The organism is Kocuria rhizosphaericola (assembly GCF_044462205.1).
Classification (GTDB): Bacteria; Actinomycetota; Actinomycetes; order Actinomycetales; family Micrococcaceae; genus Kocuria; species Kocuria rhizosphaericola.
The window spans coordinates 1-20852 of record NZ_JBISWK010000060.1 but is presented as its reverse complement, the minus strand read 5'-3'; the positions used below and the strand labels follow the sequence as shown (position 1 = coordinate 20852).

21 protein-coding genes, 4 tRNA genes and 1 other RNA gene are annotated in these 20852 nt (G+C 73.1%); 11 read left to right on the top strand and 15 right to left on the bottom strand.

Annotation, left to right across the window (positions count from 1 at the left end):
• Positions 1-17: 17 nt before the first annotated feature.
• Positions 18-90, bottom strand: a tRNA-Pro gene (locus tag ACH9D2_RS06405).
• Between the two features lie 224 nt (positions 91-314).
• On the opposite strand from ACH9D2_RS06405, the gene ACH9D2_RS06400 reads away from it, so the two are divergent.
• Positions 315-385, top strand: a tRNA-Gly gene (locus tag ACH9D2_RS06400).
• 89 nt (positions 386-474) lie between these two features.
• On the opposite strand, the gene ACH9D2_RS06395 is transcribed toward ACH9D2_RS06400, so the two are convergent.
• From ACH9D2_RS06395 to ACH9D2_RS06385, 3 genes are read right to left on the bottom strand one after another with little or no spacing between them, the layout of a single operon-like run.
• Positions 475-1116, bottom strand: a complete 642-nt coding sequence (locus tag ACH9D2_RS06395) for an SAM-dependent methyltransferase (protein WP_396362010.1) — start codon at positions 1114-1116, stop codon at positions 475-477.
• A gap of 31 nt (positions 1117-1147) precedes the next feature.
• The gene (locus tag ACH9D2_RS06390) at positions 1148-2038 is read right to left on the bottom strand and encodes a DNA-formamidopyrimidine glycosylase family protein (protein WP_396362009.1); all 891 of its coding nucleotides are present in this window, start codon (positions 2036-2038) and stop codon (positions 1148-1150) included.
• Complete coding sequence (locus tag ACH9D2_RS06385; RefSeq protein WP_396362008.1) at positions 2039-2560, bottom strand: ribose-5-phosphate isomerase; 522 nt, start codon at positions 2558-2560, stop codon at positions 2039-2041.
• A 247-nt stretch (positions 2561-2807) separates the two neighbouring features.
• Here ACH9D2_RS06385 and pepN point away from each other — a divergent pair, with 247 nt between their 5' ends.
• Both pepN and ACH9D2_RS06375 read left to right on the top strand, forming a co-directional pair.
• Positions 2808-5375 (top strand): aminopeptidase N, encoded by a 2568-nt coding sequence (gene pepN / locus ACH9D2_RS06380; protein ID WP_396362007.1) that lies wholly within the window; start codon positions 2808-2810, stop codon positions 5373-5375.
• Positions 5372-5968 (top strand): globin, encoded by a 597-nt coding sequence (locus ACH9D2_RS06375; protein WP_396362006.1) that lies wholly within the window; start codon positions 5372-5374, stop codon positions 5966-5968. Before pepN ends, ACH9D2_RS06375 begins: the two co-directional genes overlap by 4 nt.
• Before the next feature lie 6 nt (positions 5969-5974).
• Here the strand turns inward: ACH9D2_RS06375 and ACH9D2_RS06370 are convergent, their stop codons facing one another.
• A complete protein-coding gene (locus ACH9D2_RS06370) occupies positions 5975-6643 on the bottom strand; it encodes a hypothetical protein (RefSeq protein ID WP_396362005.1) in 669 nt (222 codons plus the stop codon).
• 5 nt (positions 6644-6648) lie between these two features.
• Complete coding sequence (locus ACH9D2_RS06365) at positions 6649-7134, bottom strand: acyl-CoA thioesterase (RefSeq protein WP_396362004.1); 486 nt, start codon at positions 7132-7134, stop codon at positions 6649-6651.
• 74 nt (positions 7135-7208) lie between these two features.
• On the opposite strand from ACH9D2_RS06365, the gene ACH9D2_RS06360 reads away from it, so the two are divergent.
• Positions 7209-8099, top strand: coding sequence for an acyl-CoA thioesterase (locus ACH9D2_RS06360; protein ID WP_396362003.1), 891 nt, complete (start codon positions 7209-7211; stop codon positions 8097-8099).
• 47 nt (positions 8100-8146) lie between these two features.
• Here the strand turns inward: ACH9D2_RS06360 and ettA are convergent, their stop codons facing one another.
• From ettA to mptB, 6 genes are all read right to left on the bottom strand, one after another.
• Complete coding sequence (ettA, locus tag ACH9D2_RS06355; protein WP_396362002.1) at positions 8147-9829, bottom strand: energy-dependent translational throttle protein EttA; 1683 nt, start codon at positions 9827-9829, stop codon at positions 8147-8149.
• A 114-nt stretch (positions 9830-9943) separates the two neighbouring features.
• Positions 9944-10522, bottom strand: a complete 579-nt coding sequence (locus ACH9D2_RS06350; protein ID WP_396362001.1) for a single-stranded DNA-binding protein — start codon at positions 10520-10522, stop codon at positions 9944-9946.
• A 186-nt stretch (positions 10523-10708) separates the two neighbouring features.
• Positions 10709-10843 carry a hypothetical protein gene (locus ACH9D2_RS06345; RefSeq protein ID WP_396362000.1) on the bottom strand — a complete coding sequence of 45 codons (135 nt, stop codon included), beginning with the start codon at positions 10841-10843 and terminating at the stop codon, positions 10709-10711.
• Between the two features lie 405 nt (positions 10844-11248).
• Positions 11249-11479 carry a hypothetical protein gene (locus ACH9D2_RS06340; RefSeq protein WP_396361999.1) on the bottom strand — a complete coding sequence of 77 codons (231 nt, stop codon included), beginning with the start codon at positions 11477-11479 and terminating at the stop codon, positions 11249-11251.
• A gap of 349 nt (positions 11480-11828) precedes the next feature.
• Positions 11829-11901 (bottom strand) — tRNA-Arg (locus tag ACH9D2_RS06335).
• Positions 11902-11969: 68 nt separating this feature from the next.
• On the bottom strand, positions 11970-13541 hold the full coding sequence (gene mptB / locus ACH9D2_RS06330) for a polyprenol phosphomannose-dependent alpha 1,6 mannosyltransferase MptB (protein ID WP_396361998.1): 1572 nt from the start codon (positions 13539-13541) through the stop codon (positions 11970-11972).
• Positions 13542-13698: 157 nt separating this feature from the next.
• Between mptB and orn the strand changes: the two genes are divergently transcribed.
• The 3 genes from orn (at position 13699) to def (ending at position 15190) form a co-directional block, all read left to right on the top strand.
• On the top strand, positions 13699-14316 hold the full coding sequence (orn, locus tag ACH9D2_RS06325; RefSeq protein WP_396361997.1) for an oligoribonuclease: 618 nt from the start codon (positions 13699-13701) through the stop codon (positions 14314-14316).
• 129 nt (positions 14317-14445) lie between these two features.
• A tRNA-His gene (locus tag ACH9D2_RS06320) sits at positions 14446-14519 on the top strand.
• 98 nt (positions 14520-14617) lie between these two features.
• Positions 14618-15190 (top strand): peptide deformylase, encoded by a 573-nt coding sequence (gene def, locus ACH9D2_RS06315; protein WP_396361996.1) that lies wholly within the window; start codon positions 14618-14620, stop codon positions 15188-15190.
• 25 nt (positions 15191-15215) lie between these two features.
• Here the strand turns inward: def and ACH9D2_RS06310 are convergent, their stop codons facing one another.
• Positions 15216-15989: a YaaA family protein gene (locus ACH9D2_RS06310; RefSeq protein ID WP_396361995.1), complete on the bottom strand. Its 774-nt coding sequence runs from the start codon at positions 15987-15989 to the stop codon at positions 15216-15218.
• A gap of 110 nt (positions 15990-16099) precedes the next feature.
• On the opposite strand from ACH9D2_RS06310, the gene rnpB reads away from it, so the two are divergent.
• An RNA gene (gene rnpB / locus ACH9D2_RS06305) (RNase P RNA component class A) lies at positions 16100-16493 on the top strand.
• Positions 16494-16538: 45 nt separating this feature from the next.
• Here rnpB and ACH9D2_RS06300 read toward each other — a convergent pair.
• Both ACH9D2_RS06300 and ACH9D2_RS06295 read right to left on the bottom strand, forming a co-directional pair.
• Positions 16539-17273 carry a CT398-like coiled coil hairpin domain-containing protein gene (locus ACH9D2_RS06300; RefSeq protein ID WP_396361993.1) on the bottom strand — a complete coding sequence of 245 codons (735 nt, stop codon included), beginning with the start codon at positions 17271-17273 and terminating at the stop codon, positions 16539-16541.
• The gene (locus ACH9D2_RS06295; protein WP_396361991.1) at positions 17270-18211 is read right to left on the bottom strand and encodes a Nif3-like dinuclear metal center hexameric protein; all 942 of its coding nucleotides are present in this window, start codon (positions 18209-18211) and stop codon (positions 17270-17272) included. Before ACH9D2_RS06295 ends, ACH9D2_RS06300 begins: the two co-directional genes overlap by 4 nt.
• Positions 18212-18303: 92 nt before the next feature.
• On the opposite strand from ACH9D2_RS06295, the gene msrA reads away from it, so the two are divergent.
• The 3 genes from msrA to epsC all read left to right on the top strand — a co-directional run bounded on the left by msrA (position 18304) and on the right by epsC (position 20738).
• On the top strand, positions 18304-18894 hold the full coding sequence (gene msrA / locus ACH9D2_RS06290; protein ID WP_396361990.1) for a peptide-methionine (S)-S-oxide reductase MsrA: 591 nt from the start codon (positions 18304-18306) through the stop codon (positions 18892-18894).
• 159 nt (positions 18895-19053) lie between these two features.
• Positions 19054-19989: a cysteine synthase A gene (gene cysK, locus ACH9D2_RS06285; RefSeq protein WP_396361988.1), complete on the top strand. Its 936-nt coding sequence runs from the start codon at positions 19054-19056 to the stop codon at positions 19987-19989.
• A 164-nt stretch (positions 19990-20153) separates the two neighbouring features.
• Entirely contained in the window at positions 20154-20738 is a 585-nt protein-coding gene (gene epsC, locus ACH9D2_RS06280) for a serine O-acetyltransferase EpsC (RefSeq protein WP_396361986.1), read from the top strand.
• Positions 20739-20852 lie beyond the last annotated feature (114 nt).

Here is a 20852-nt window from a genome sequence, read left to right as displayed (position 1 = left end):
GGGCAGCCGCTCCAACGTCGGGGCGACAGGACTCGAACCTGCGATCTCCTGCTCCCAAAGCAGGCGCGCTAGCCACTACGCTACGCCCCGGTACCTGCAGCCTGGGCTGCAACGACTGCGGTCCGGTGCACGAGCACGGACCACCGGCGAGTCTACCGGCTGGGCGGACGGGGCCGCACCTCGGCCCGCCGGAGCCCGTCCGGGGCGGCCTGCACGCGGCGCTCCGGTCGCTTCCGCCACCCCGTCCCCCGCCCGGGATTTGACACGGCGCGCGCCGGACCGGTTAATGGGAATGGCCTCGACAGAGCGCCCCGGGGGATGTAGCTCAATGGTAGAGCCTCAGTCTTCCAAACTGATTACGCGGGTTCGATTCCCGTCATCCCCTCTCCGCGCACGTTCGCCCCGGTCCGGCTGGACCGGGGCGTTCGTCGTCCGCAGGACCTCCCACAGGCGTCACCGGCAGGGACCGGCCCGTCAGCGGACGAGACCGACGACCTGCCAGAACCGGCCGCGGTGGGCGTACACGGGCCGCAGCCCCCGGCCGCGCAGCACCGCGAGCATGGCCTCGGGGGAATGCGCGTAGTTGCGGAAGGACCGCCCCGAGATGCGGTAGAACGCGTTGATCAGGGCCAGGGACGCCCGGATCACCGGGGTTCGGGGCGGGAAGCTGAGGACCAGGAGCCGGTCCGCGTGGTCGGCGGCGGCCGCGAGCAGCCGCTCGTGGTCGGGGTAGCAGCACACCACGCGGTGCAGGACGACGACGTCGTGGGGCTCCACCGCGCCGGGGTCTGCGGCGATGTCCACCCGGCGCCGGGTGGTACGACCGACGGTCCCGGCCGCCGCGGCGAGGGCCGCGGCCTCGGCCTCGTAGGAGTCGACGAGCTCGAGGTTCGTGGTGCGGGCCGCGCCGCGGCGCAGCAGCTCAAGCTGGACCTCACCGACCCCGCCGCCGATCTCGAGCACGCTGGCGCCCTCGATCCCCTGGGCGTCCAGGAAGCCGAGGAGCCGCCGCGTGGTCCGGTCCGGGCCGGCGCGCTGGTACCGGGCGGCGAGGTGGCGGGCGAGCCGGGGCCCGAACACGCCCTCGTAGGCACCGGGACCGCAGCAGCTGGTCATGGCACCAGGATAGTCCCGCCCGGGACCCGCGTCAGCGCTGGCAGGAGGGGCACCAGTAGAGCGTGCGCCCCTCCAGCTCCCCCGCCGCCACGGGCGCCCCGCACCGGCGGCACGGCAGGCCCCGGCGCTTGTAGACCAGGTGGGCGTGCTCGGGCCGGGCCTGCTCCTCCCCGGTCCCCGGGCGGTCCGAGGCATCGGTCGTCACGATCCGACCCAGCCGCACGCCCGTGCGCATGAGGGCCGCGTTCTCCGCCCACAGCTCTCGCAGCACGGGCTCGCCGAGCGCGCGCCCCGGCGTCATCGGGTCCAGTCCGCACCGGAAGAGCAACTCCGCGCGGAAGATGTTGCCCACCCCGGCCACGACGGCCTGGTCCATGAGCAGCGCACCCACCGGCCGGCGGCTGCGCCGCACCGCGGCCACGAAGGGCGCGGGGTCCGCGTGCGGGTCGAGCGGGTCCGGTCCCAGCCGCGCCCGGGCCGCCTCGGCCTCGGCGGAGCTCTCGAGCACGCACAGCGCCGGACCGCGCAGGTCGGCCCAGCCCTCGTCCCCGACCAGCCGGACACGCACCGCCCCCACCGGCGGGGGCGGCAGCGGCGGGCCGCCGGCGGGGGCGTCGTCGTCGTGCACCTCCCGCTCACCGATCCGGCGCGGGGCCCCGATCGAGGAGGCTCCTCGGAAGCGGTCCGTGCCGCCGAAGCTCCATGCGCCGTAGAGGCCGAGGTGCGAGCGCAGCACGCGGTTCCCCGCGAAGTCGAGGAACAGCTGCTTGCCGTGGGCCCGCGCCGCCTCGAGCACGGCACCGTCCAGGGCCGCCGCCCCGTCGGCGAAGCGTCCCTGCGGGGAGCTCACGGCCAGGGCCTGGCCCACGAAGCAGTCGGCGAACTGGCGGGCGAGGCGGTGGACCGAGTGGCCCTCCGGCACTCAGGCCTCCCGTGCGGCCGGGAACTCGCGCGGGCGCAGCTCCTCGAGCTTGCCGGCGACGGTGCCGGTGGACTCGTACTCGCCGATCTGGGCGATCCGGCGCTCGTGGCGCTCGTCGCCGGAAAAGGGCTCCGCCAGGAACGCCCGGACGATGCCCAGCGCCTCCTCCGTGGAGTGCTGGCGCCCGCCGACCGCCACGACCTGGGCGTCGTTGTGCTGGCGTGCGAGCCGGGCGGTGTCCAGGTTCCAGGCCAGGGCGGCGCGGATGCCCTCGACCTTGTTCGCGGCGATCTGTTCGCCGTTGCCCGACCCGCCCAGGACGATCCCGAGGGAGTCGAGCCCCGCGTCCCGGTCCGCCCGGACGGCGCGCGCGGCGCTGATGCAGAACGCGGGGTAGTCGTCGAGGGCGTCGTACTCGGCCGGGCCGTGGTCGACGAGGTCGTAGCCGGCGGCGACGAGCTCCTCCACCAGGTAGCGGGAGAGGTCCAGGCCGGCGTGGTCGGTGGCGATGTGGACGCGCATGGGCGGCGTGCTCCTGGGGTTCGCGGGAACGGGGCGGGATCGTGGCGCGGGGCCCGCGGAGGCGGACCGGCCGCCCTCCAGCGTAGTGGGTGCCGCCGGAGGAGCCGGGGCCGGCACCGCAGCGCCTCCGGGGGCGGCCTGGACCCGGCTGACATAATGGGACGACTCCCTGCGGCCCACCGGCCGCGGACGCCCCCGATCCCGATCCCGACCCCGACCCCGACCCCGACGAGAGGACGGCACTGAAGTGCCCGGAACCAACCTGACCCGCCAGGAGGCGGCCGCGCGGGCCGAGACCGTGGCCGTGGACGCCTACGAGGTGGTCCTCGACCTCACCCGCGGCGAGCACGTCTTCCGCTCCACGACCACGGTGCGCTTCCGGGCGACCCCGGGCGCCGCGACGTTCATCGACGCGATCACCGACGCCGTGCACTCCGTGGTGCTCAACGGCACGGAGCTCGATCCCGCCGAGGTCTCGGACGGCGTGCGGATCCAGCTGCCCGGGCTGGCACGGGACAACGTGCTGACGGTCGAGTCGGACTGCCGGTACATGAACACCGGCGAGGGCCTGCACCGGTTCGTGGACCCGGTCGACGACGAGGTGTACCTCTACACCCAGTTCGAGGTGGCGGACACCCGGCGGGTGTTCGCCGTGTTCGAGCAGCCGGACCTCAAGGCGTGCTTCGCGTTCACGGTCACGGCCCCCGCGCACTGGACCGTGGTCTCGACCCAGCCCACCCCGGAGCCCGTCCCCGCCGGCGAGGGCACCGCCACGTGGTCCTTCGCCCCCACCCCGGTGGTCCCCTGCTACGTCACGGCGCTGATCGCCGGCCCCTACGCGTCGGTGCACGACGAGCTCACCAGCACCGACGGCCGGACCATCCCGCTGGGCCTGTACGCCCGGCGCTCGCTCATGGAGCACGTCGAGGCCGAGGAGATGTTCGGCGTCACCAAGCAGGGCTTCGAGTTCTACGAGGCGCAGTTCGGGGTGCCCTACCCGTTCGAGAAGTACGATCAGCTGTTCGTCCCGCAGTTCAACGCCGGGGCCATGGAGAACGCCGGCGCGGTGACCTTCGTGGAGCTCTACGTCTTCCGCTCCCGGCCCACGCAGGCCCGGGTGGAGCGGCGGGCCGTCACGATCCTGCACGAGCTCGCCCACATGTGGTTCGGCGACTTCGTGACCATGCGCTGGTGGAACGACCTGTGGCTCAACGAGTCCTTCGCCGAGTTCATGTCCACCCTCGCCGCGGCGGAGAACACCCGCTGGACCGACGCGTGGACCACGTTCGCCGCCGGGGAGAAGTCCTGGGGCTACGAGCAGGACCAGCTGCCCACCACGCACCCCATCAAGGCCGAGATCCGCGACCTCGAGGACGTGCTGGTGAACTTCGACGGCATCACCTACGCGAAGGGCGCCTCGGTGCTCAAGCAGCTGGTGGCCTGGGTGGGCCAGGAGCAGTTCATGGCCGGGCTGAACCGGTACTTCCGCGAGCACGCGTGGGGCAGCACCGAGCTGCGCGACCTCATGGTCCGGCTCGAGGAGGCCAGCGGCCGGGACCTCGACCAGTGGGCCGCGAAGTGGCTCGAGACCGCCGGCGTGAACACGCTGAGCCCGGCCCTGGAGACCGACCAGGACGGCATCATCCGCGCCTTCCGGATCGAGCAGACCGCGCCCCGGGAGCACCCCACGCTGCGCCCGCACCGCCTGGCCGTGGGCTTCTACGACCACGACGCGGAGCAGGGCAAGCTCGTGCGCACGCACCGGGTCGAGCTCGACGTCGACGGCGCGTCCACGGAGGTGCCGGAGCTGGTGGGCCGGGAGCTGCCCGACCTCGTGCTGCTCAACGACGACGACCTCGCCTACGCGAAGATCCGGCTCGACGAGTGCTCCCTGGACACCGCCCTCACCCACCTGAAAAACTTCGAGGACACGCTCCCCCGCACCCTCGTCCAGGCCTCCGTGTGGGACGGCGTGCACGACGGCGAGACGCCCGCCCGCCGCTACGTGGAGCTCGTGCTCGGCAACATCGCCCACGAGACGGCCTCGACCGGCATCCAGGTGCAGCTGCGCCAGCTGGACACCGTGCTCGACGGCTACGTGGCGCAGCCCGTGCGGGAGGCCACCGTGCGGACCGCCGCCGACCGGCTCCTCCGGATCACCGAGGAGGCGGCGGCCGGTTCCGACCAGCAGCTGCAGTTCCTCAGGGCCTTCGCCCGGCACGCCCGCACCGAGGAGCAGCTGGACGTCCTCGAGCAGCTGCTCGACGGGCGGCGCTCCCTGGCGGGACTGGCCCTGGACACCGACCTGCGCTGGAGCCTGCTCACCGCGCTGTGCGCGGGCGGACGCCTCGGCGACGCGGACGTGGACAGGATGCTCGCGCAGGACAACACCGAGAACGGCGCGATCGCGGCCGCCCGCGCCCGGGCCGCGATCCCCACGGCCGAGGCCAAGGCCCGGGCGTGGCAGCAGATCATGGTCGACGGGTCGCTGCCCAACTCGATCCAGGACGCGGCGATCGACGGGTTCCGCACGGCCGCCGACACCTCGCTGCTGGCGCCCTGGGCCGAACGGTACTTCGCGGCGATCCCGGACGTGTGGCGCACCCGCACCCACGAGCTGGCCCAGCAGATCGCCGTCGGCATGTACCCGAACATCCCCGCCCAGGAGACGGTCGACGCCACGGACGCCTTCCTCGCGGACCTGCCCGAGGACCTCCACGGGCTCCGCCGGCTCGTGCTCGAGCAGCGCGACGCGACCGCCCGCGCGGTCCGCGCGCAGGCCGTGGACGCCGCCCACGAGGTGGCACGGGCATGAGCGGCGAGCAGCAGCGCTCCGGTCCGGGCAGGCACGGTCCCGGCGAGCCCGGCACGACGCCCCCGGCCGGCACCGACGCGCGCCCCGGCCCGAGCACCGACCCGGCCGCCGCGGCCCCGCCCGGGGCGCGGTCCTTCGCGGTCGGGGCGCCCCTGTCCCAGTTGCGCCGCCCCGTGCCGCAGGTCGGCGACGAGCGGCAGCAGGCCGAGGCGGGCACGGCGTCCTCGTTCTACGACCAGGTGGGCGGGCACGAGACGTTCGTGAAGCTCGTGCACGAGTTCTACGCCCGGGTGGCCGAGGACGAGCAGTTCCGGGCGCTCTACCCCGAGGACGACCTCGGTCCCGCCGAGGAGCGGCTGCGGATGTTCCTCGAGCAGTACTGGGGCGGGCCGACCACCTACTCCGAGCGGCGCGGGCACCCGCGGCTGCGGATGCGGCACATGCCGTTCCCCGTGGACCGGTGGGCGCGCGAGACGTGGCTGACGCACATGCGCGCGGCCCTGGACACCCTGGAGCTCTCCCCGCTGCACGACGGGATCATCTGGGACTACTTCGACCGCGCCGCCCACGCCATGGTCAACCGGCCCGGCTGAGGGCCCTCAGCGCTTGGCGAGGACGTGCCCGCCGGGGGTGCTCAGGCGCACCCAGCGGCCGTTCTCGGCCACGGCGACGGCCGTTCCCGGGCGCAGGAAGCCGAGCGAGTACGCGGCGAACGCCGCGCCGTCCGGCAGCGGCCCCCCGGTCAGGCGACCCGCGAGGGACTCCGCCCACCCGGACGAGCGGCCCCAGACCTGCGAGCGCACGGTGTCGACGACGGCGGCCCCCGCGTCCGTGGGCACGGCCCGGGCGACCTCGGCGATCCCGGCCCGGGCCGCCTCCCGCAGCGCGTCCCCGGCGACGTCCCCCACCGGCGCCCATCCGCTCAGGGGCGGGGCGATGCCCGCCCACGAGACGGTGGCGTCCGTGGGGGGCAGGCCCACGCCCGTGGCGTCCTGGTCCTGGCGCGGCATCCGGTCGAGGACCCCGCCGAGCGGGACGGTGACGTCCATGGACTGCTCCTGGGCCAGCGCCGCGGTGCGCAGGCCCAGGACCGTGGGCGTGCTGTCGAGCAGTCCGTGGGGCTCGAGCACGCACACGTAGACGCCGAGAGCGCGCCCGCGCGCCTGGAAGCGCACCGCGCCCTGGGGGTCGACGCCGCGGGCGCGGGACAGGTAGGTCCGCAGGTCGGCGACGTCCCGCGGATCCGTCAGGGACAGGGACCGGCTCACGGGGCTCAGGCCTCGGCCGGAACGGGCCGGCGGGCGAACCGGGTCGGGGCGTCCGACCACTGGGCGAGCGCACCGCGCGGCGCCTCGTCGAGGCGCACCGGCCGTCCGGTGGCCCGGTCGATCACCACGACGACCGTCTGCGCCACGGCGTAGACCCGCGAGCCGTCCTCCTCCTGGACCGCGTAGTCCAGCACGAAGCTCGACCCGCCCACGGAGGAGACCCACACACGCACGAACACCGGGTCGGCGCGGTAGTGCAGCTGCTCCGTGTACTCGACCTCCTGCCGGCCGATCACGGTCATGCGTTCCCCCAGCAGGGAGCGGAACGTGGCCCCCGCGGGCGCACCGGCCACGGCGCCCTCGGGCAGCGGCCGGGCCATGAGCCGGACGCGGGCGTCCTCGAGGTACTGGAGCATCGTGACGTTGTTGACGTGGCCGTAGCTGTCGATGTCGCCGAAGCGCATCTGGATGGGGATCAGCATCGAAGACATGCCCCCCATCCCATCACACCGGGGCACGCCGGTCGCGCCGCGGCGCCACCGGCGGCTTGGCTAGAGTGAAGCCCATGACCTACAGCCCGATCCCGGACCCCACCCAGGCCCTGCTCGACATGCTCGACCTCGCGGACGGGGGTGGCGCCCGCACCCTGGAGGACATCTACGTGGGCCACTCCATCTCCCCCGCGCGCGGCCGGGTCTACGGCGGGCAGGTCCTGGCGCAGGCCGTGACGGCCGCCATGCGCACTGTGGAGCCGGAGCGGATCGTCCACTCCCTGCACGGGTACTTCCTGCGCGCCGGGGACGTGTCCCAGCCCATCACCTTCGGGGTGGAGCGCATCCGGGACGGGCGGTCCTTCTCCGCCCGCCGCGTGCACGCCTACCAGGAGGGGCGCGCCATCCTCTCGGCCATCGCCTCCTTCCAGGTCCCCGCCCGGGGCCTGGACCACCAGGACGAGTCGCCCCAGAACCTGCCCGACCCCGAGTCCCTGCCGAGCGCCGTGGAGCTGCTGGGCCACATCGACGCCCCCGAGGCGCAGGCGATCGCCCACGAGCGGCCCTTCGACATGCGCTACATCACCGAGCCGATCTACTTCAAGCCGGACTCCCGGGGGGAGCCGTACAACGCGGTGTGGATCAAGACCCTCAAGCCGCTGCCGGACGACCCGAACGTCCACCGCGCCGCGCTCGCCTACGCGAGCGACTACACGCTGCTCGAGCCCATCCTCCGGCTGCACGGCCGGACGTGGATCGAGCCGGGCATGAACATCGCCTCGCTCGACCACGCGATGTGGTGGCACCGGGAGGCCCGCGCGGACGAGTGGCTGCTCTACGTGCAGTCCTCCCCCAACGCGTCCTCCGCGCGCGGGCTCGGGGTGGGCCGGATGTTCTCCCGGGACGGGCGGCTCGTCGCCACCACCGCCCAGGAGGGCATGATGCGCTTCCCCGAGTTCTCCTAGGTCCAGGCCCAGGCCCAGGGCCCCTCCGTCGACGGGTCGGGTTCCCCTCAGTCGCGGGTGAGGCGGCGGTGGGTCACGCGGTGCGGCCGTGCGGCGTCGGCGCCCAGGCGCTCCACCTTGTTGGCCTCGTAGGACTCGAAGTTGCCCTCGAACCAGTACCACTGGTCGGGCTCCTCCTCGGTGCCCTCCCACGCGAGGATGTGGGTGGCGACCCGGTCGAGGAACCACCGGTCGTGGGAGACGACCACGGCGCAGCCGGGGAACTCCAGCAGCGCGTTCTCCAGCGAGCCGAGGGTCTCGACGTCGAGGTCGTTGGTGGGCTCGTCGAGCAGCAGCAGGTTGCCGCCCTGCTTGAGGGTCATGGCCAGGTTGAGCCGGTTGCGCTCACCGCCGGAGAGCACCCCCGCCTTCTTCTGCTGGTCGGGACCCTTGAACCCGAACGCGGAGACGTAGGCCCGCGAGGGCATCTCGACGTTGCCGACGTTGATGTAGTCGAGGCCGTCCGAGACGACCTCCCACAGCGACTTGCTGGCGTCGAGGTTGGCGCGGTTCTGATCCACGTAGGAGATCTTCACGGAGTCGCCGATCTTCAGCTCCCCGCCGTCCAGCTCCTCCATGCCCACGATGGTCTTGAACAGGGTCGACTTGCCGACGCCGTTGGGGCCGATGACGCCCACGATGCCGTTGCGCGGCAGGGAGAAGGACAGGCCCTTGATGAGCGAGCGGTCCCCGAAGCCCTTCTGCAGGTCCTTCGCCTCGATCACGAGGTTGCCCAGGCGCGGCCCCGGCGGGATCTGGATCTCCTCGAAGTCCAGCTTGCGGGTCTTCTCGGCCTCGGCGGCCATCTCCTCGTAGCGGGCCAGACGGGCCTTCGACTTCGCCTGGCGGCCCTTGGCGTTGGAGCGCACCCACTCGAGCTCGTCGGCCAGGCGCTTGGCCTGCTTCGCGTCCTTCTTGCCCTGCACCTCCATGCGGGCGCGCTTGGTCTCGAGGTAGGCCGAGTAGTTGCCCTCGTAGCCGTACAGCCGGCCGCGGTCGACCTCGCAGATCCACTCGGCCACGTGGTCGAGGAAGTACCGGTCGTGGGTCACGGCCATGACGGCGCCGTGGTAGTCCTTCAGGTGCTGCTCCAGCCACAGCACGGACTCGGCGTCGAGGTGGTTGGTGGGCTCGTCGAGGAGCAGGAGGTCCGGCTTCTGCAGCAGCAGCTTGCACAGGGCCACGCGGCGGCGCTCGCCACCGGAGAGGACCTTGACGTCGGCGTCCGGCGGAGGGCAGCGCAGGGCGTCCATCGCCTGCTCCAGCTGGGAGTCGAGGTCCCAGGCATTGGCGGCGTCGATGTCCTCCTGGAGCTTGCCCATCTCCTCCATGAGGGAGTCGAAGTCGGCGTCCGGCTGGGCCATCTCCTCGGAGATCGCGTTGAAGCGGTCCACCTTGGCCTTGATCTCGCCCACGCCCTCCTCGACGTTGCCGAGGACGGTCTTCTCCTCGTTCAGCGGCGGCTCCTGCAGCAGGATGCCGACGCTGTAGCCGGGGCTGAGCCGGGCCTCGCCGTTGGAGGGCTGGTCGAGGCCGGCCATGATCTTGAGGATGGTGGACTTGCCGGCCCCGTTGGGTCCCACGACGCCGATCTTCGCGCCGGGGTAGAACGACATGGTGACGTCGTCCAGGATGACTTTGTCGCCCACGGTCTTGCGGGCCTTGGACATTGTGTAGATGAATTCCGCCATGCCCTCAAGGCTACCCCGCTCCGCGGCGGCCCACGGGCGGGGACGGAGCAGGGGCGACGGCACCGCGGCTCCCGCTCCGTCCCCGGCGCACCGGGACGGCTCCGCCCAGGGGGCTCAGGTGGCGGCGGGCTGTCGGCGGGAGCGCCGGCCCGGGTCGGCCGTGGCGCCGAGGAGCTCGCCGGTCTCCGGATCGACGCCCTCCGGAGCCGCCGGGTCCCGGTTCTCCTCCGACGGGTCCTGGCCCGGTGCCGCCGCGGACCCCGGGGAACCCGCCGAGGTGCCGTCCTCGGGCTGTGCGGCAGGCGGTCTCCCGGTCTGCTCCGCGGGCGGCGAGGAGCTGACCGTGCGCTGGAAGCAGGCCGTGCCGAGGGCGAGATCGTGGCCGATGGACACCGCGTCCACGTCCACGGCCGTGTTGCGCCCGTGCTCGCCCTCCCAGAACCGGACCCTCAGCTTGCCGACCACCACCACGGGCTGGCCCTTCTTGATGCTGGCCAGCACGTTGAGCCCCAGGGCACGGAACGCCTGGATCGAGAACCAGTTGGTGTGCCCGTCCCGCCACGAGCCCGCCTGCTGGTCGAACCAGCGCGGGGTGGAGGCCAGGCGGAAGGTCACCACCACGGTGCCGTCGGGCAGGTTGCGGGACTCGGGATCCGTGGCCACGTAGCCGCGGACGGTGATCTGCTCGGTCATCGGGAACTCCTCTGGACGGCGGCCGTTCCGGCCGGTGCTGGCCCCGGTGGCGGGGTGCACCCAGCGTCACGCCGGCCCCGGTGCCGCCGCAGTCGAAGAGGTCCGGTTGTGGACGGCCGGCCCGTCACCGCCCGAGGACGGTGCGCTGTGCAGTGCGGCCGAGGAGCCCGACGCTGTGACGGTTCGTCAGTCGATGTCGGCGGCGTTCCAGGCGATGACGCCGAGGGGCTCACGCCGTCGCTCCTGCTCGTGGGAGCACGTCCAGCACCACGGGCCGTAGAGGGGCGGAGCGCCGCACTGGCAGAGTCGGATCCGGGCCATCGGACTCACCTCGTTGTTCGTTGCAGCGGTCTGACAGGTGGCGACCTGCCGGACGACATCCTGCGCGGGTGTCCTCACCCCTACTACCCGTGTGGGAGCCCCTGTGGATGCACGTGGAGACTGCTTTTCCACGGCCTGAACGCCCCGCACGGCCCCCGGACTGCCGGACCAGGGGCGGCGCCCCCTCGGAGTCCCGCAGGACGCCCCGCGGACCGGAGCGCTGCGCTCCGGTCCNCCGCGGGGCGTCGTCCACGGCGTCGGCCCGGCCGTCGTGACGGGACGGACCCGGTGGTGCAGTGCGGGCGCCCGCACCGCGTGGAGCGGCCGTCGCCCTCCCGCACCGGCGCCCGCGGAGCCACGCAGCGCTGCCCGTCGACGGTGCGACCAGCGTGCGCCCCGTGTGCGCTAGACGGCGTTCCCCGGCTCGACGACGATGCAGTCCTCCCGGAAGTCGAGGTGCATGCAGTGCAGGTCGACGACGCCCCGGGTTATCGTCTCCAGCTGCTGCGGATCGATGTCCGGGCCGACGTGCCGGACGATGAAGTCCCTGGTGTCCTCCGTGGCCTCCTCCACCGTGTCGTAGTGGTGGTAGCGGGCCCGCCTGCCCGTCCACTGCCTGGTGATGGTGACGCTCATGGTTCCTCCCCTGGATCGGATCCGGACGCGTGGTCCGTGGCCGCCCCGGGCACCCCGTCCGGGAACTGCGGCCGTCCCGGCGGGCTGCCGCCGGGGTCGTCGCCGAGGTGCTCGTCCGGGTCCTCCCCCGTCCTGGCCGGGACGTCGGACGGCCGGTGTGCCGCACCCCTCGATGTGCTCCTTAACGTATGCGAATTCACAGGGTGGCGGCTGTCCACACTTTCGCGCCCGCGAGGGACCACGGGAGACCGGAGAGTGCTCGGGAGGCCGTCGGCACCGGCGAGGTGCTTCCGGACTGGGGACGACCCCGCCCCGCAGGCGGTGCGCCGGCGGGGCGGGGTCGCAGAGGTGCCCCAGGAGGGAGTCGAACCCCCGACCAAGAGATTAGAAGGCTCCTGCTCTATCCACTGAGCTACTGGGGCGGGCCGCGCGGGACCGTGTCCCGGGCGCCGCGGACGAGTTTACCAACTCGCCGGGCGGCGTCGGCTCCTCAGATCACGACGCTCTGCACCGGCGGCTGGTAGCGGCCGCGGAAGAGCCGTCTGGTCGCCGGGTCGATGAACCACAGGTACACGCCGTAGGAGAGGGCGACGACGGCCGCGATGAGCCGGCCGGAGCTGAGGTCGAGGTCCAGGTACGGGAAGACGTCCAGCTGGTCGGACACGGCGTAGATCATGAAGAAGACGGTGAGGAAGAACAGGATGTCCACCTGCCAGTCGCTGCGGATGCCCGTGACGGCGAACAGCGGGATGAGCCACACCACGTACCAGGCCTGGATCATCGGGGAGAACAGCACGATCGCAGCGAACGCCCAGGCCAGACGGCGGATCAGCCGCTCGTCCCGGCCCACGAACATCAGCCAGAGGATCACCGGCACCGCGAGGGCCTGACCCACCGTGTGGGCCACCTCCCGCCACTGGCCGGAGTCGCCGCCCAGGGCCGCGCCCAGGGTGGCGGCGAGACCGCCGACGAAGCCCACCGGGGCGTACCAGATGGACACCGAGCCCGGGGTGGACATGGCGGAGACCCAGCCGAAGCCGAAGCCGTTGAGCAGGCCCATCAGGCCGAGCAGGGCGATCGAGTAGGCGAGGACCAGGAACCAGATCACGAAGCGGCGCGTCCACGAGGCGTCCCTGCCCGCCCAGAGCAGGCCGATGAAGGGGAGGAAGACGAGGGTGATGGGTTTGATCGCCACGGACAGGGTGACGAGCGTGGTGCCGAGCAGGCCGCCCTTCCAGTTCCGGTGCGCGGAGGCCGCGTAGGTTCCGCCCAGGGCCAGGGCGATCATGATGGCGTCGTTGTGCACGGAGACGATGAAGTTGGTGAGGAACAGGGGGTTCGCCACGCTGAGCCACAGGGCCCGTGCCGGGTTGATGCCGTGCAGCCGCGCGAGCCGCGGGACCAGCCACATGCACGCGATCACGGCGAGCACGCACATCGCCCGGAACCAGAGCACCGCGGCGTCCGGGTCCGCCCCGGTGACGGCCACCACGAACTGCTCGAGCCACAGGAACAGCGGCCCGTAGGGCGGCGGGGACTCCGACCACATCTGGTCCGCCCCGAGCTGGAAGAAGTTGTCGATCGTGGAGACGCCGTGCTCGTAGGGGTTCAGCCCGTTGGCCATCACCCGGCCCTGGCCGATGTAGGAGTACACGTCCCGGCTGAACAGGGGGATCGTCAGGAGCATGGGGGCGGACCACGCCGCGATGGCGGCGAGCACCCACCGGCCGCTCCCCGGCCCCCACTGGTTGAGCTTCTGCCCCAGCCGCAGCCACTCGCGGATCAGGAGCATTCCGCCCACGGCGAGCAGGAGGATGGAGACGATCACGCCGGTGGTCGTGAAGCGCATGCCGATGATCAACGGCGCCTGCCGCAGCGGCGAGACGGAGGCGAGCCAGCCGACGCCGAGGGAGCCGACGAGCAGCATGACCGACCCGACCGCGCCCATGATCACGGTCCGCAGCGGCGAGCCGGAGACGTACCGCGCGGTCCAGGGATCCGCCGGCGTCCGGACGCCGGCGGGCCCCTCGCCCGGCGCCGGCGTCCTCGAAGTGGTCTGCACTGCTCTCCCGATGCGCCCGTCCGGTGGTTGCGGGTGCCGCGGCTGGGCGCAGCACGGACCCGTGGTCGCCCCCGATCCTATCCCCGGCCCCTGCGGGAATCCCTGCACGACCTCAGCGCGCAGCCGGGACGCCGGGGCGGCACGGTAGATTGTCCGGGTGGCTAATTCGAACGGACGCATAGTGTGGATCGACTGCGAGATGACGGGGCTGTCCCTCGAGGACGACGCCCTCATCGAGGTCGCGGCGCTCGTCACCGACGACGAGCTCAACGTCCTCGGCGAGGGCGTCGACGTCGTGATCCGGCCGAGCGAGGCGTCGCTGGCGCAGATGGGGGACTTCGTGCGGAACATGCACACCTCCTCCAAGCTGCTCGACGAGCTCTCCTCCGGTCTGACGATGGAGGAGGCGCAGGAACAGGTCCTCGCCTACATCAAGGAGTGGGTGCCCGAGCCGGGCAAGGCGCCCCTGGGCGGGAACTCGGTGGGCACGGACCGCACGTTCCTGGTGCGCGACATGCCGGAGCTCGTGGCCCACCTGCACTACCGCGTGATCGACGTCTCCACCATCAAGGAGCTCTCCCGCCGGTGGTTCCCGCGCGCCTACTTCCAGGCCCCGCCGAAGACCGGCAACCACCGGGCGCTGGGCGACATCCGCGACTCGATCGACGAGCTGCGCTACTACCGCCGCGCCGTGTTCGCCCCGGATCCGGGGCCGGACTCGGCGACCGCGAAGGGCATCGCCGCGGAGATCTCCGCCTCCCGCACCGGCGCCTGAGTCCTCCGCCCACCGGCGGTCCTCCCGACCGGTGGCACGGGGCCCCGGCATGGTCCGGGGCGCTCCGGGAATGCGGTACACTCGTATGCGTTGCCCAGCGGAAGCACGGTCTTCCGGCGGGCGTTCATGGTGGGCGTAGCTCAGTTCGGCAGAGCGCCTGGTTGTGGTCCAGGAGGTCGCGGGTTCAACCCCCGTCGCTCACCCACCGTGAAAGGCCGTCCCGAGGACTCGGGACGGCCTTTCGTCGTTCCCCGTCCGGTTCGAAGGGGCGCAGGCCCCGGCAAGTCGAAGGAAGTGCGTCATGGCCGTCCGCCCCGTGGTGATCACCGGCGATCCCGTCCTCCACCGTCCCGCCGCCAAGGTGGCGCAGTTCGACGAGGAGCTGCGCGCCCTCGTCGAGGACATGTACGAGACGATGGACGCCGCCCACGGCGTGGGGCTCGCCGCCCCGCAGATCGGCGTGGGTCTGCGGATCTTCACCTACACCTTCCAGAACGACGACGGCGTCCCCCCACGAGGTGTCCTCGTCAACCCGCTCCTCACCCCGGGGAAGGTCTCCCAGGACGCGCCGGACCCGGACGAGGAGTCCGAGGGCTGCCTGTCCGTGCCGGGCCACAGCTGGCCGCTCAAGCGGGCGGACTGGGTCCGGGTCGCGGGCTTCGACGTCGACGGCCGACCGGTGGACTTCGAGGCCACCGGGTGGTTCGCCCGGGTCATGCAGCACGAGTACGACCACCTGGACGGCAAGCTCTACGTGGACCGGCTCAACGACAAGTGGGGCCGGAAGGCGCGCAAGGCCGTCAAGGCCGAGGGCTGGGGCCGGGCCGGCCACACCTGGACGCCGGGCGTCGACGAGGACCCGTTCGGCCACTGAGCCACCGGCGGGTCCGGCCCCGGGCTCAGTCCTCGGTGCGCACGACGACGAGCTCGCCCGCCGAGCGGGCCGTGGGCTCGGTGAGCTCGGCGTGCCAGCGCTCCCGCGCCGCCGAGAGCAGCTCCTGCGGCGTCCGCACGCTCTCGCCCCGAGCGGCGCGCTCGACGAGGTGCCGGGCGAGCAGCCCGCGGGTGTGCTTGGCCATGTGGGAGACGACCTGCCGCTTCCCCTGCCGCTCCCGGACCACCTTGACCCCCACCGTCCGCTCGCGCGGCCCGCGCCACGCCGCGGCGTAGGCGGCCGACCGGCAGTCCACGACGAGCCCGTCCCCCGCCGCGGGCTCCAGCACCGCGGGCAGGTGGCGCTTCCAGTGGGCCGCGAGCCCGCCGAGCCCCGGCAGCTCGGCCCCCATGGACAGGCGGTAGGCCGGGATCCGGTCCTCGGGGCGCACCGCGCCCCACAGCGCCGAGACGACGACGAGGGAGGCCGCCGCGGCGGCCCGCTGCGCCCCGGTCATCCCGGCCGGGTCGAGGGCGTCGTAGAGCACCCCGGTGTAGACGCTGAGTGCGGGTGCGGCGGGCTCCGCGGCCAGACGGGTGTTGCGCTCGACCTCCGCGCGCAGCCGCTCCCCCACGCCCAGCACCTCGAGCGCGTCCTCGCGGGCGCTCGTCGCCGCCAGCTCGGCGAGGACCCGCTCCCGGGCGGCCGTCAGCCCGGGGAAGGACAGCTCCGCGGGGTCGACGGGCGCGCCGGCGCCGGGGGCGGTCTTGGTCTCTGAGGGCGGGAGGAGGATCAGCACCCGCAGAAGTCTAGTGACCCCGTGGGGCCGCGGCGCACGCCGGACGGGTCCGGGACCACGTCGGGGACGGGTCGGGACGCACGGGCCCGGCGGGTAGGATGGGCGGCGGACAGGTCGGCCGGGTGACCGCGGGCCGCGCAGCTCCGGCTGTCGCGGCGCGAGGAAAGTCCGGGCTCCGCAGAGCAGGATGATGGGCAACGCCCACTCGGGGAGACCCGCAGGAAAGTGCCACAGAAAACAGACCGCCCGCCCCCGGATCCGTCCGGGGGCGGGTCAGGGTGAAAAGGTGGTGTAAGAGACCACCAGCGCGCCGGGTGACCGGCGCGGCTCGGTAAACCCCATCCGGAGCAAGGCCAGACAGGGTGCGTCCGAGGGCTGCTCGTCCGAGCACCCGGGTAGGCCGCTCGAGCCCACCGGCAACGGTGGGCCTAGATGGATGGTCACCAGCACGGCACGGGCGACCGGCCGTGTGCACAGAACCCGGCTTACAGGCCGGCCTGTCCCCCGCTCTCCCCACGGCGCCCCCGCGCGCCCGGCTCCGGCCGGGCTTCAGGAGCGCACGAGGATCACCCCGCACTCCGGGCAGGTGAGCACCTCGTCCGCGGCCGCCGCCCGGAACGCCGCGGCGTCCGTGGGGCTCAGCGCCGATCCGCAGGAGCCGCACGCGGTGCCCCGCAGCTCCGCGGCCGCCGGACGCTCGGTGCCGCGCCCGGTCCGGATCTTCTCGTACCGCGCCAGCAGCGCGGGGTGCCCCACGCCCTCCGCGGCCGCGGTGCGCGTGCCGGCCAGCTCGCCGTGCTCGGCCGTCAGGGCCCGGCCCTCCTCGTCCCGGGCCGCGACGCGACGGCGCGCCTCCGCGTCGGCCTCCTTGAGCCGCGGCGTGATGCGGGCTCGGTGGGCGACGGCGTCGTCGAGCTCCTGCATGATCTCCAGCTCGGCCTCCTCCGCCTCGGCCAGCTGCCGGGTGCGGGTCTCGATCTCGTGCTGCAGGCCCATGAGGTCCTTGGCGGACCCGCCCTGCTCGAGACGCCGTCGGTCCTTCTCGATCGAGGCCTGGACGCGGGCGACCTTCTGCTCGGCGGCGGCCAGCCGGTCGCGGATCCCCTGTTCCCCGGACTCGAGCTCCTTCGCCGCGGCGATCGCCCGGGCCCTGAGCTGCAGCGCGGCCGCGACCTCGGGGTCGGCCTTCAGCTCCGCGATCCGGGCGGCGATCCGGCGCAGCCGGGCGTCGACCCGCTCGAGCTCCAGCAGGGCTCGTTGCTGCTCGGGCGTGGCGGTGCTCATCGGGGTCCTCCTGCGGTCGGTGCGGCGGGGTCGTGGGCGGGGTCGGCGACGGAACGGTCGCGCACGGGGTGGTCGATGCGGAAGTCCCACGGGTCGGAGCGGCGTTCGGAGACCTCGACCTGGACGTCGTGGCCGCGCGCGGCGAGCGCGTCCCGCAGCGCGGCGGCGCCCACGGGCAGCCACAGCCACTCGCTCGCGAAGTGGGAGAGGTCCACGAGGTACGGGGTGCCGTCGGCGCCGGGGCCCACGGCGGCCTCGCGCGCCTCGGACGCGGGGTGGTGGCGCAGGTCGGCGGTGACGTAGACGTCGGCCCCGGCGGCCCGCACCGCGTCGAAGAGCGAGTCCCCCGCCCCCCCGCACACCGCGACCCGCCGGACGAGGGCGTCGGGGTCCCCGGCCACGCGGACGCCGTGGGCGGTGGGCGGCACGGCGTCGGCCAGGCGCCGGGCCAGCTCGCGCAGGGGCACGGGCTGCGCCAGGTCCCCCACCCGCCCGATGCCCACGGCCGGGTCGGCGGGGTGCGGGACGAGGGGTGTCGTCGTCGTGAGCCCCGCGGCCCGCGCCACGGCGTCGGAGACGCCGTCCGGGGCGGAGTCCGCGTTGGTGTGGCAGGCGAGCAGGGCGCACCGGTGCTCGATGAGCTCGTGCACCACAGCGCCCTTGAAGCCGTCGGCGGCCACGGAGGTGACGCCGCGCAGGAGCAGGGGGTGGTGGGTGACCAGCAGGTCGGCGCCGGTGGAGACCGCCTCGGCCACGACGTCGGCCACGGGGTCCACCGCGAACAGGATCCGGCGCACGGGCTGGTCCGGGCGCCCGGTGACGAGCCCGCTGGCGTCCCAGGGCTCCTGCAGGTGCAGGGGCCACAGCTGCTCGACGGTCCCGAGCACCTCCGTCAGGGAGGGGGCCGGCCCGGGCGGGGGCGTGCTCTGCTCGCTCATGGCCCCAGTCTAGGAGGCCGTCCGGGGTCGGCCCCCGGAGCGGGCCCGGAGGGTCGCGGGAATGATGCGGGCCGCGCGGTGTTGTACGGGTCATGGCCTTCTCCCCGCACGACGACGCACGCCCCGCCCCAGCTCCCGTCCCCGGCGATCCCGCCGCGCCCGTGACCTTCGTGCTCGCCGGCGGGTGCTTCTGGTGCCTCGACGCCGTGTACCGGATCACCCGGGGAGTCACCTCCGTGGTCTCCGGGTACACCGGCGGCGGCCCCGGGCGCCCCACCTACTACGAGGTGTGCTCGGGCACCACCGGCCACGCGGAGGCGGTCGCCGTGACCTTCGACCCGTCGGTCGTGCCGGCGGACGTGATCCTGGACCTCTTCTTCACCGGCCACGACCCCACCACGCTCAACCGGCAGGGCTACGACGTGGGCACCCAGTACCGGTCCGCCATGTTCTGGGCCGACGAGGCCCAGCGGGAGCTGTTCGAGCAGTCGATCACCCGGACGCAGCCGTCGTGGGACCAGCCGATCGTCACGACGCTGGAGCCGCTGGGCACGTTCTGGGAGGCGGAGCCCGAGCACCAGGACTTCTACGCCGCCCAGCCCTGGAACGGGTACTGCCGGGTCATCATCAACCCCAAGCTGGCGAAGGTCCGGAAACGTTACTCCGCGTGGCTTACCGCGTAGTAGCGGTTGCGTGGCCTGGCTAGGCTGAGCTAGGACCGCGCCGCCGCGGGCCCCCCAGAGCACCGGCGGCCAGAGCACCACGCGAGCTCCACCGAGCTCCGACAGTGAACCGACAGTGAACCGACAGAGAACCGACCACGCAGAAACCGAGGTACGCACATGCCGAAGATCTACAACGACGTCACCGAGCTCGTGGGCCGCACCCCGCTCGTCCACCTCAACCGGCTCGACGAGGGCCTGCCCGGCAACGTCGCCGTGAAGCTGGAGTTCTACAACCCGGCCAACTCCGTGAAGGACCGCATCGGCGTGGCCATCGTCGACGCCGCCGAGAAGTCCGGCCTGCTCAAGCCCGGCGGCACGATCGTCGAGGGGACCTCCGGCAACACCGGCATCGCCCTGGCCATGGTCGGCGCGGCGCGCGGGTACAAGGTCATCCTGACCATGCCCGAGACCATGTCCACCGAGCGCCGGGTCATGCTCCGCGCCTACGGCGCCCAGATCGTGCTCACCCCGGGCGCGGAGGGCATGCGCGGCGCGGTCGAGAAGGCCCAGGAGATCGTCGACAGCACCGAGAACGCCGTGCTGGCCAAGCAGTTCGCCAACGAGGCCAACCCGGCGATCCACTACGCGACCACTGGCCCCGAGATCTGGGAGGACACCGACGGCGAGGTCGACGTCTTCGTCTCCGGCGTGGGCACCGGCGGGACCATCACGGGTGCGGGCCGCTACCTGCGCGAGCAGAAGCCGGACATCCGCCTGCTCGTGGTCGAGCCGGCCGACTCACCCCTGCTCACCGAGGGCAAGGCCGGTCCGCACAAGATCCAGGGCCTCGGCGCGAACTTCGTCCCCGACAACCTCGACCGGGAGATCTACGACGACGTCTACGACGTGACCGTCGAGGACTCCGTGCGGGTGGCCCGCGAGCTCGGCACCAAGGAGGGCATCCTCGGCGGGATCTCCTCCGGCGCCATCGTCTGGGCGGCCCTGCAGGAGGCCGCCAAGGAGGAGAACCGGGACAAGCTGATCGTGGCCATCGTGTGCGACTTCGGCGAGCGCTACATCTCCACCCTGCTCTACGAGGACATCCGCGGCTGACCCGCGCGGCGGGACGGGGCCCACGACCCGCCCCCGCCGGGAATAGCGTCGCCTGCCGGTGGCGTTGCCCCGGTGGTGGGCGGGTCGTCCCCGTGCGCGCCCCACCACGTCCTGCCGGCCCCGGCCGGACGGATTCCCCGCACCCGGAAGAACAGAGGAAGACCGTGAGTTTCTGGAGCAGACTCGCCGAGGACCTGCAGACGGCCCGGACGCACGACCCGGCCGCGCGCTCCCGGACGGAGATCGCCCTCAACTACTCGGGTCTGCACGCCATCTGGGTGCACCGTCTGTCCCACCGGCTGTGGCAGCACCCCGACCGGCGGCTGCTGGCCCGCACGGTCTCCCAGCTCGGCCGGTTCCTCACGGGCGTGGAGATCCACCCCGGCGCGACCATCGGGCGCCGCTTCTTCATCGACCACGGCATGGGCGTGGTCATCGGGGAGACCGCCGAGATCGGCGAGGACGTGATGATCTACCACGGGGTGACCCTGGGCGGCCGGTCCCTGGAGAAGGTCAAGCGGCACCCCACCGTGGGTGACCGGGTGGTGATCGGCGCCGGCGCGAAGATCCTGGGCCCCGTGGAGATCGGCGCCGACTCCGCCGTGGGCGCCAACGCCGTGGTGGTCAAGGACGTGCCGGAGGACTCGATCGTGACCGGGATCCCCGGCAAGGTCCGCCCGCGCACTCCCGAGAAGCAGGAGCCGCTCGTGGACCCCTCCACCTACATCGACCCCGCCATGTGGATCTGAGCGCCTGCTCCGCCCGTCCGCAGGCTCGTGCGGGTCGCCGGTGCCCGCCGGCCGGTCCCAGGGGTCCGCATCTTCCTGAACGTCCTTCCTGAACGCGGCGTGGGACGACCGCCG

Bases quoted from the DNA above. Each gene is read 5' to 3' on its own strand.
- ACH9D2_RS06395 (WP_396362010.1), bottom strand. From the start codon at position 1,116: ATGACCAGCTGCTGCGGTCCCGGTGCCTACGAGGGCGTGTTCGGGCCC.
- ACH9D2_RS06385 (WP_396362008.1), bottom strand. From the start codon at position 2,560: ATGCGCGTCCACATCGCCACCGACCACGCCGGCCTGGACCTCTCCCGC.
- ACH9D2_RS06375 (WP_396362006.1), top strand. From the start codon at position 5,372: ATGAGCGGCGAGCAGCAGCGCTCCGGTCCGGGCAGGCACGGTCCCGGC.
- ACH9D2_RS06365 (WP_396362004.1), bottom strand. From the start codon at position 7,134: ATGTCTTCGATGCTGATCCCCATCCAGATGCGCTTCGGCGACATCGAC.
- ACH9D2_RS06360 (WP_396362003.1), top strand. From the start codon at position 7,209: ATGACCTACAGCCCGATCCCGGACCCCACCCAGGCCCTGCTCGACATG.
- ettA (WP_396362002.1), bottom strand. From the start codon at position 9,829: ATGGCGGAATTCATCTACACAATGTCCAAGGCCCGCAAGACCGTGGGC.
- ACH9D2_RS06350 (WP_396362001.1), bottom strand. From the start codon at position 10,522: ATGACCGAGCAGATCACCGTCCGCGGCTACGTGGCCACGGATCCCGAG.
- ACH9D2_RS06345 (WP_396362000.1), bottom strand. From the start codon at position 10,843: ATGGCCCGGATCCGACTCTGCCAGTGCGGCGCTCCGCCCCTCTACGGC.
- ACH9D2_RS06340 (WP_396361999.1), bottom strand. From the start codon at position 11,479: ATGAGCGTCACCATCACCAGGCAGTGGACGGGCAGGCGGGCCCGCTAC.
- def (WP_396361996.1), top strand. From the start codon at position 14,618: ATGGCCGTCCGCCCCGTGGTGATCACCGGCGATCCCGTCCTCCACCGT.
- ACH9D2_RS06300 (WP_396361993.1), bottom strand. From the start codon at position 17,273: ATGAGCACCGCCACGCCCGAGCAGCAACGAGCCCTGCTGGAGCTCGAG.
- ACH9D2_RS06295 (WP_396361991.1), bottom strand. From the start codon at position 18,211: ATGAGCGAGCAGAGCACGCCCCCGCCCGGGCCGGCCCCCTCCCTGACG.
- msrA (WP_396361990.1), top strand. From the start codon at position 18,304: ATGGCCTTCTCCCCGCACGACGACGCACGCCCCGCCCCAGCTCCCGTC.
- cysK (WP_396361988.1), top strand. From the start codon at position 19,054: ATGCCGAAGATCTACAACGACGTCACCGAGCTCGTGGGCCGCACCCCG.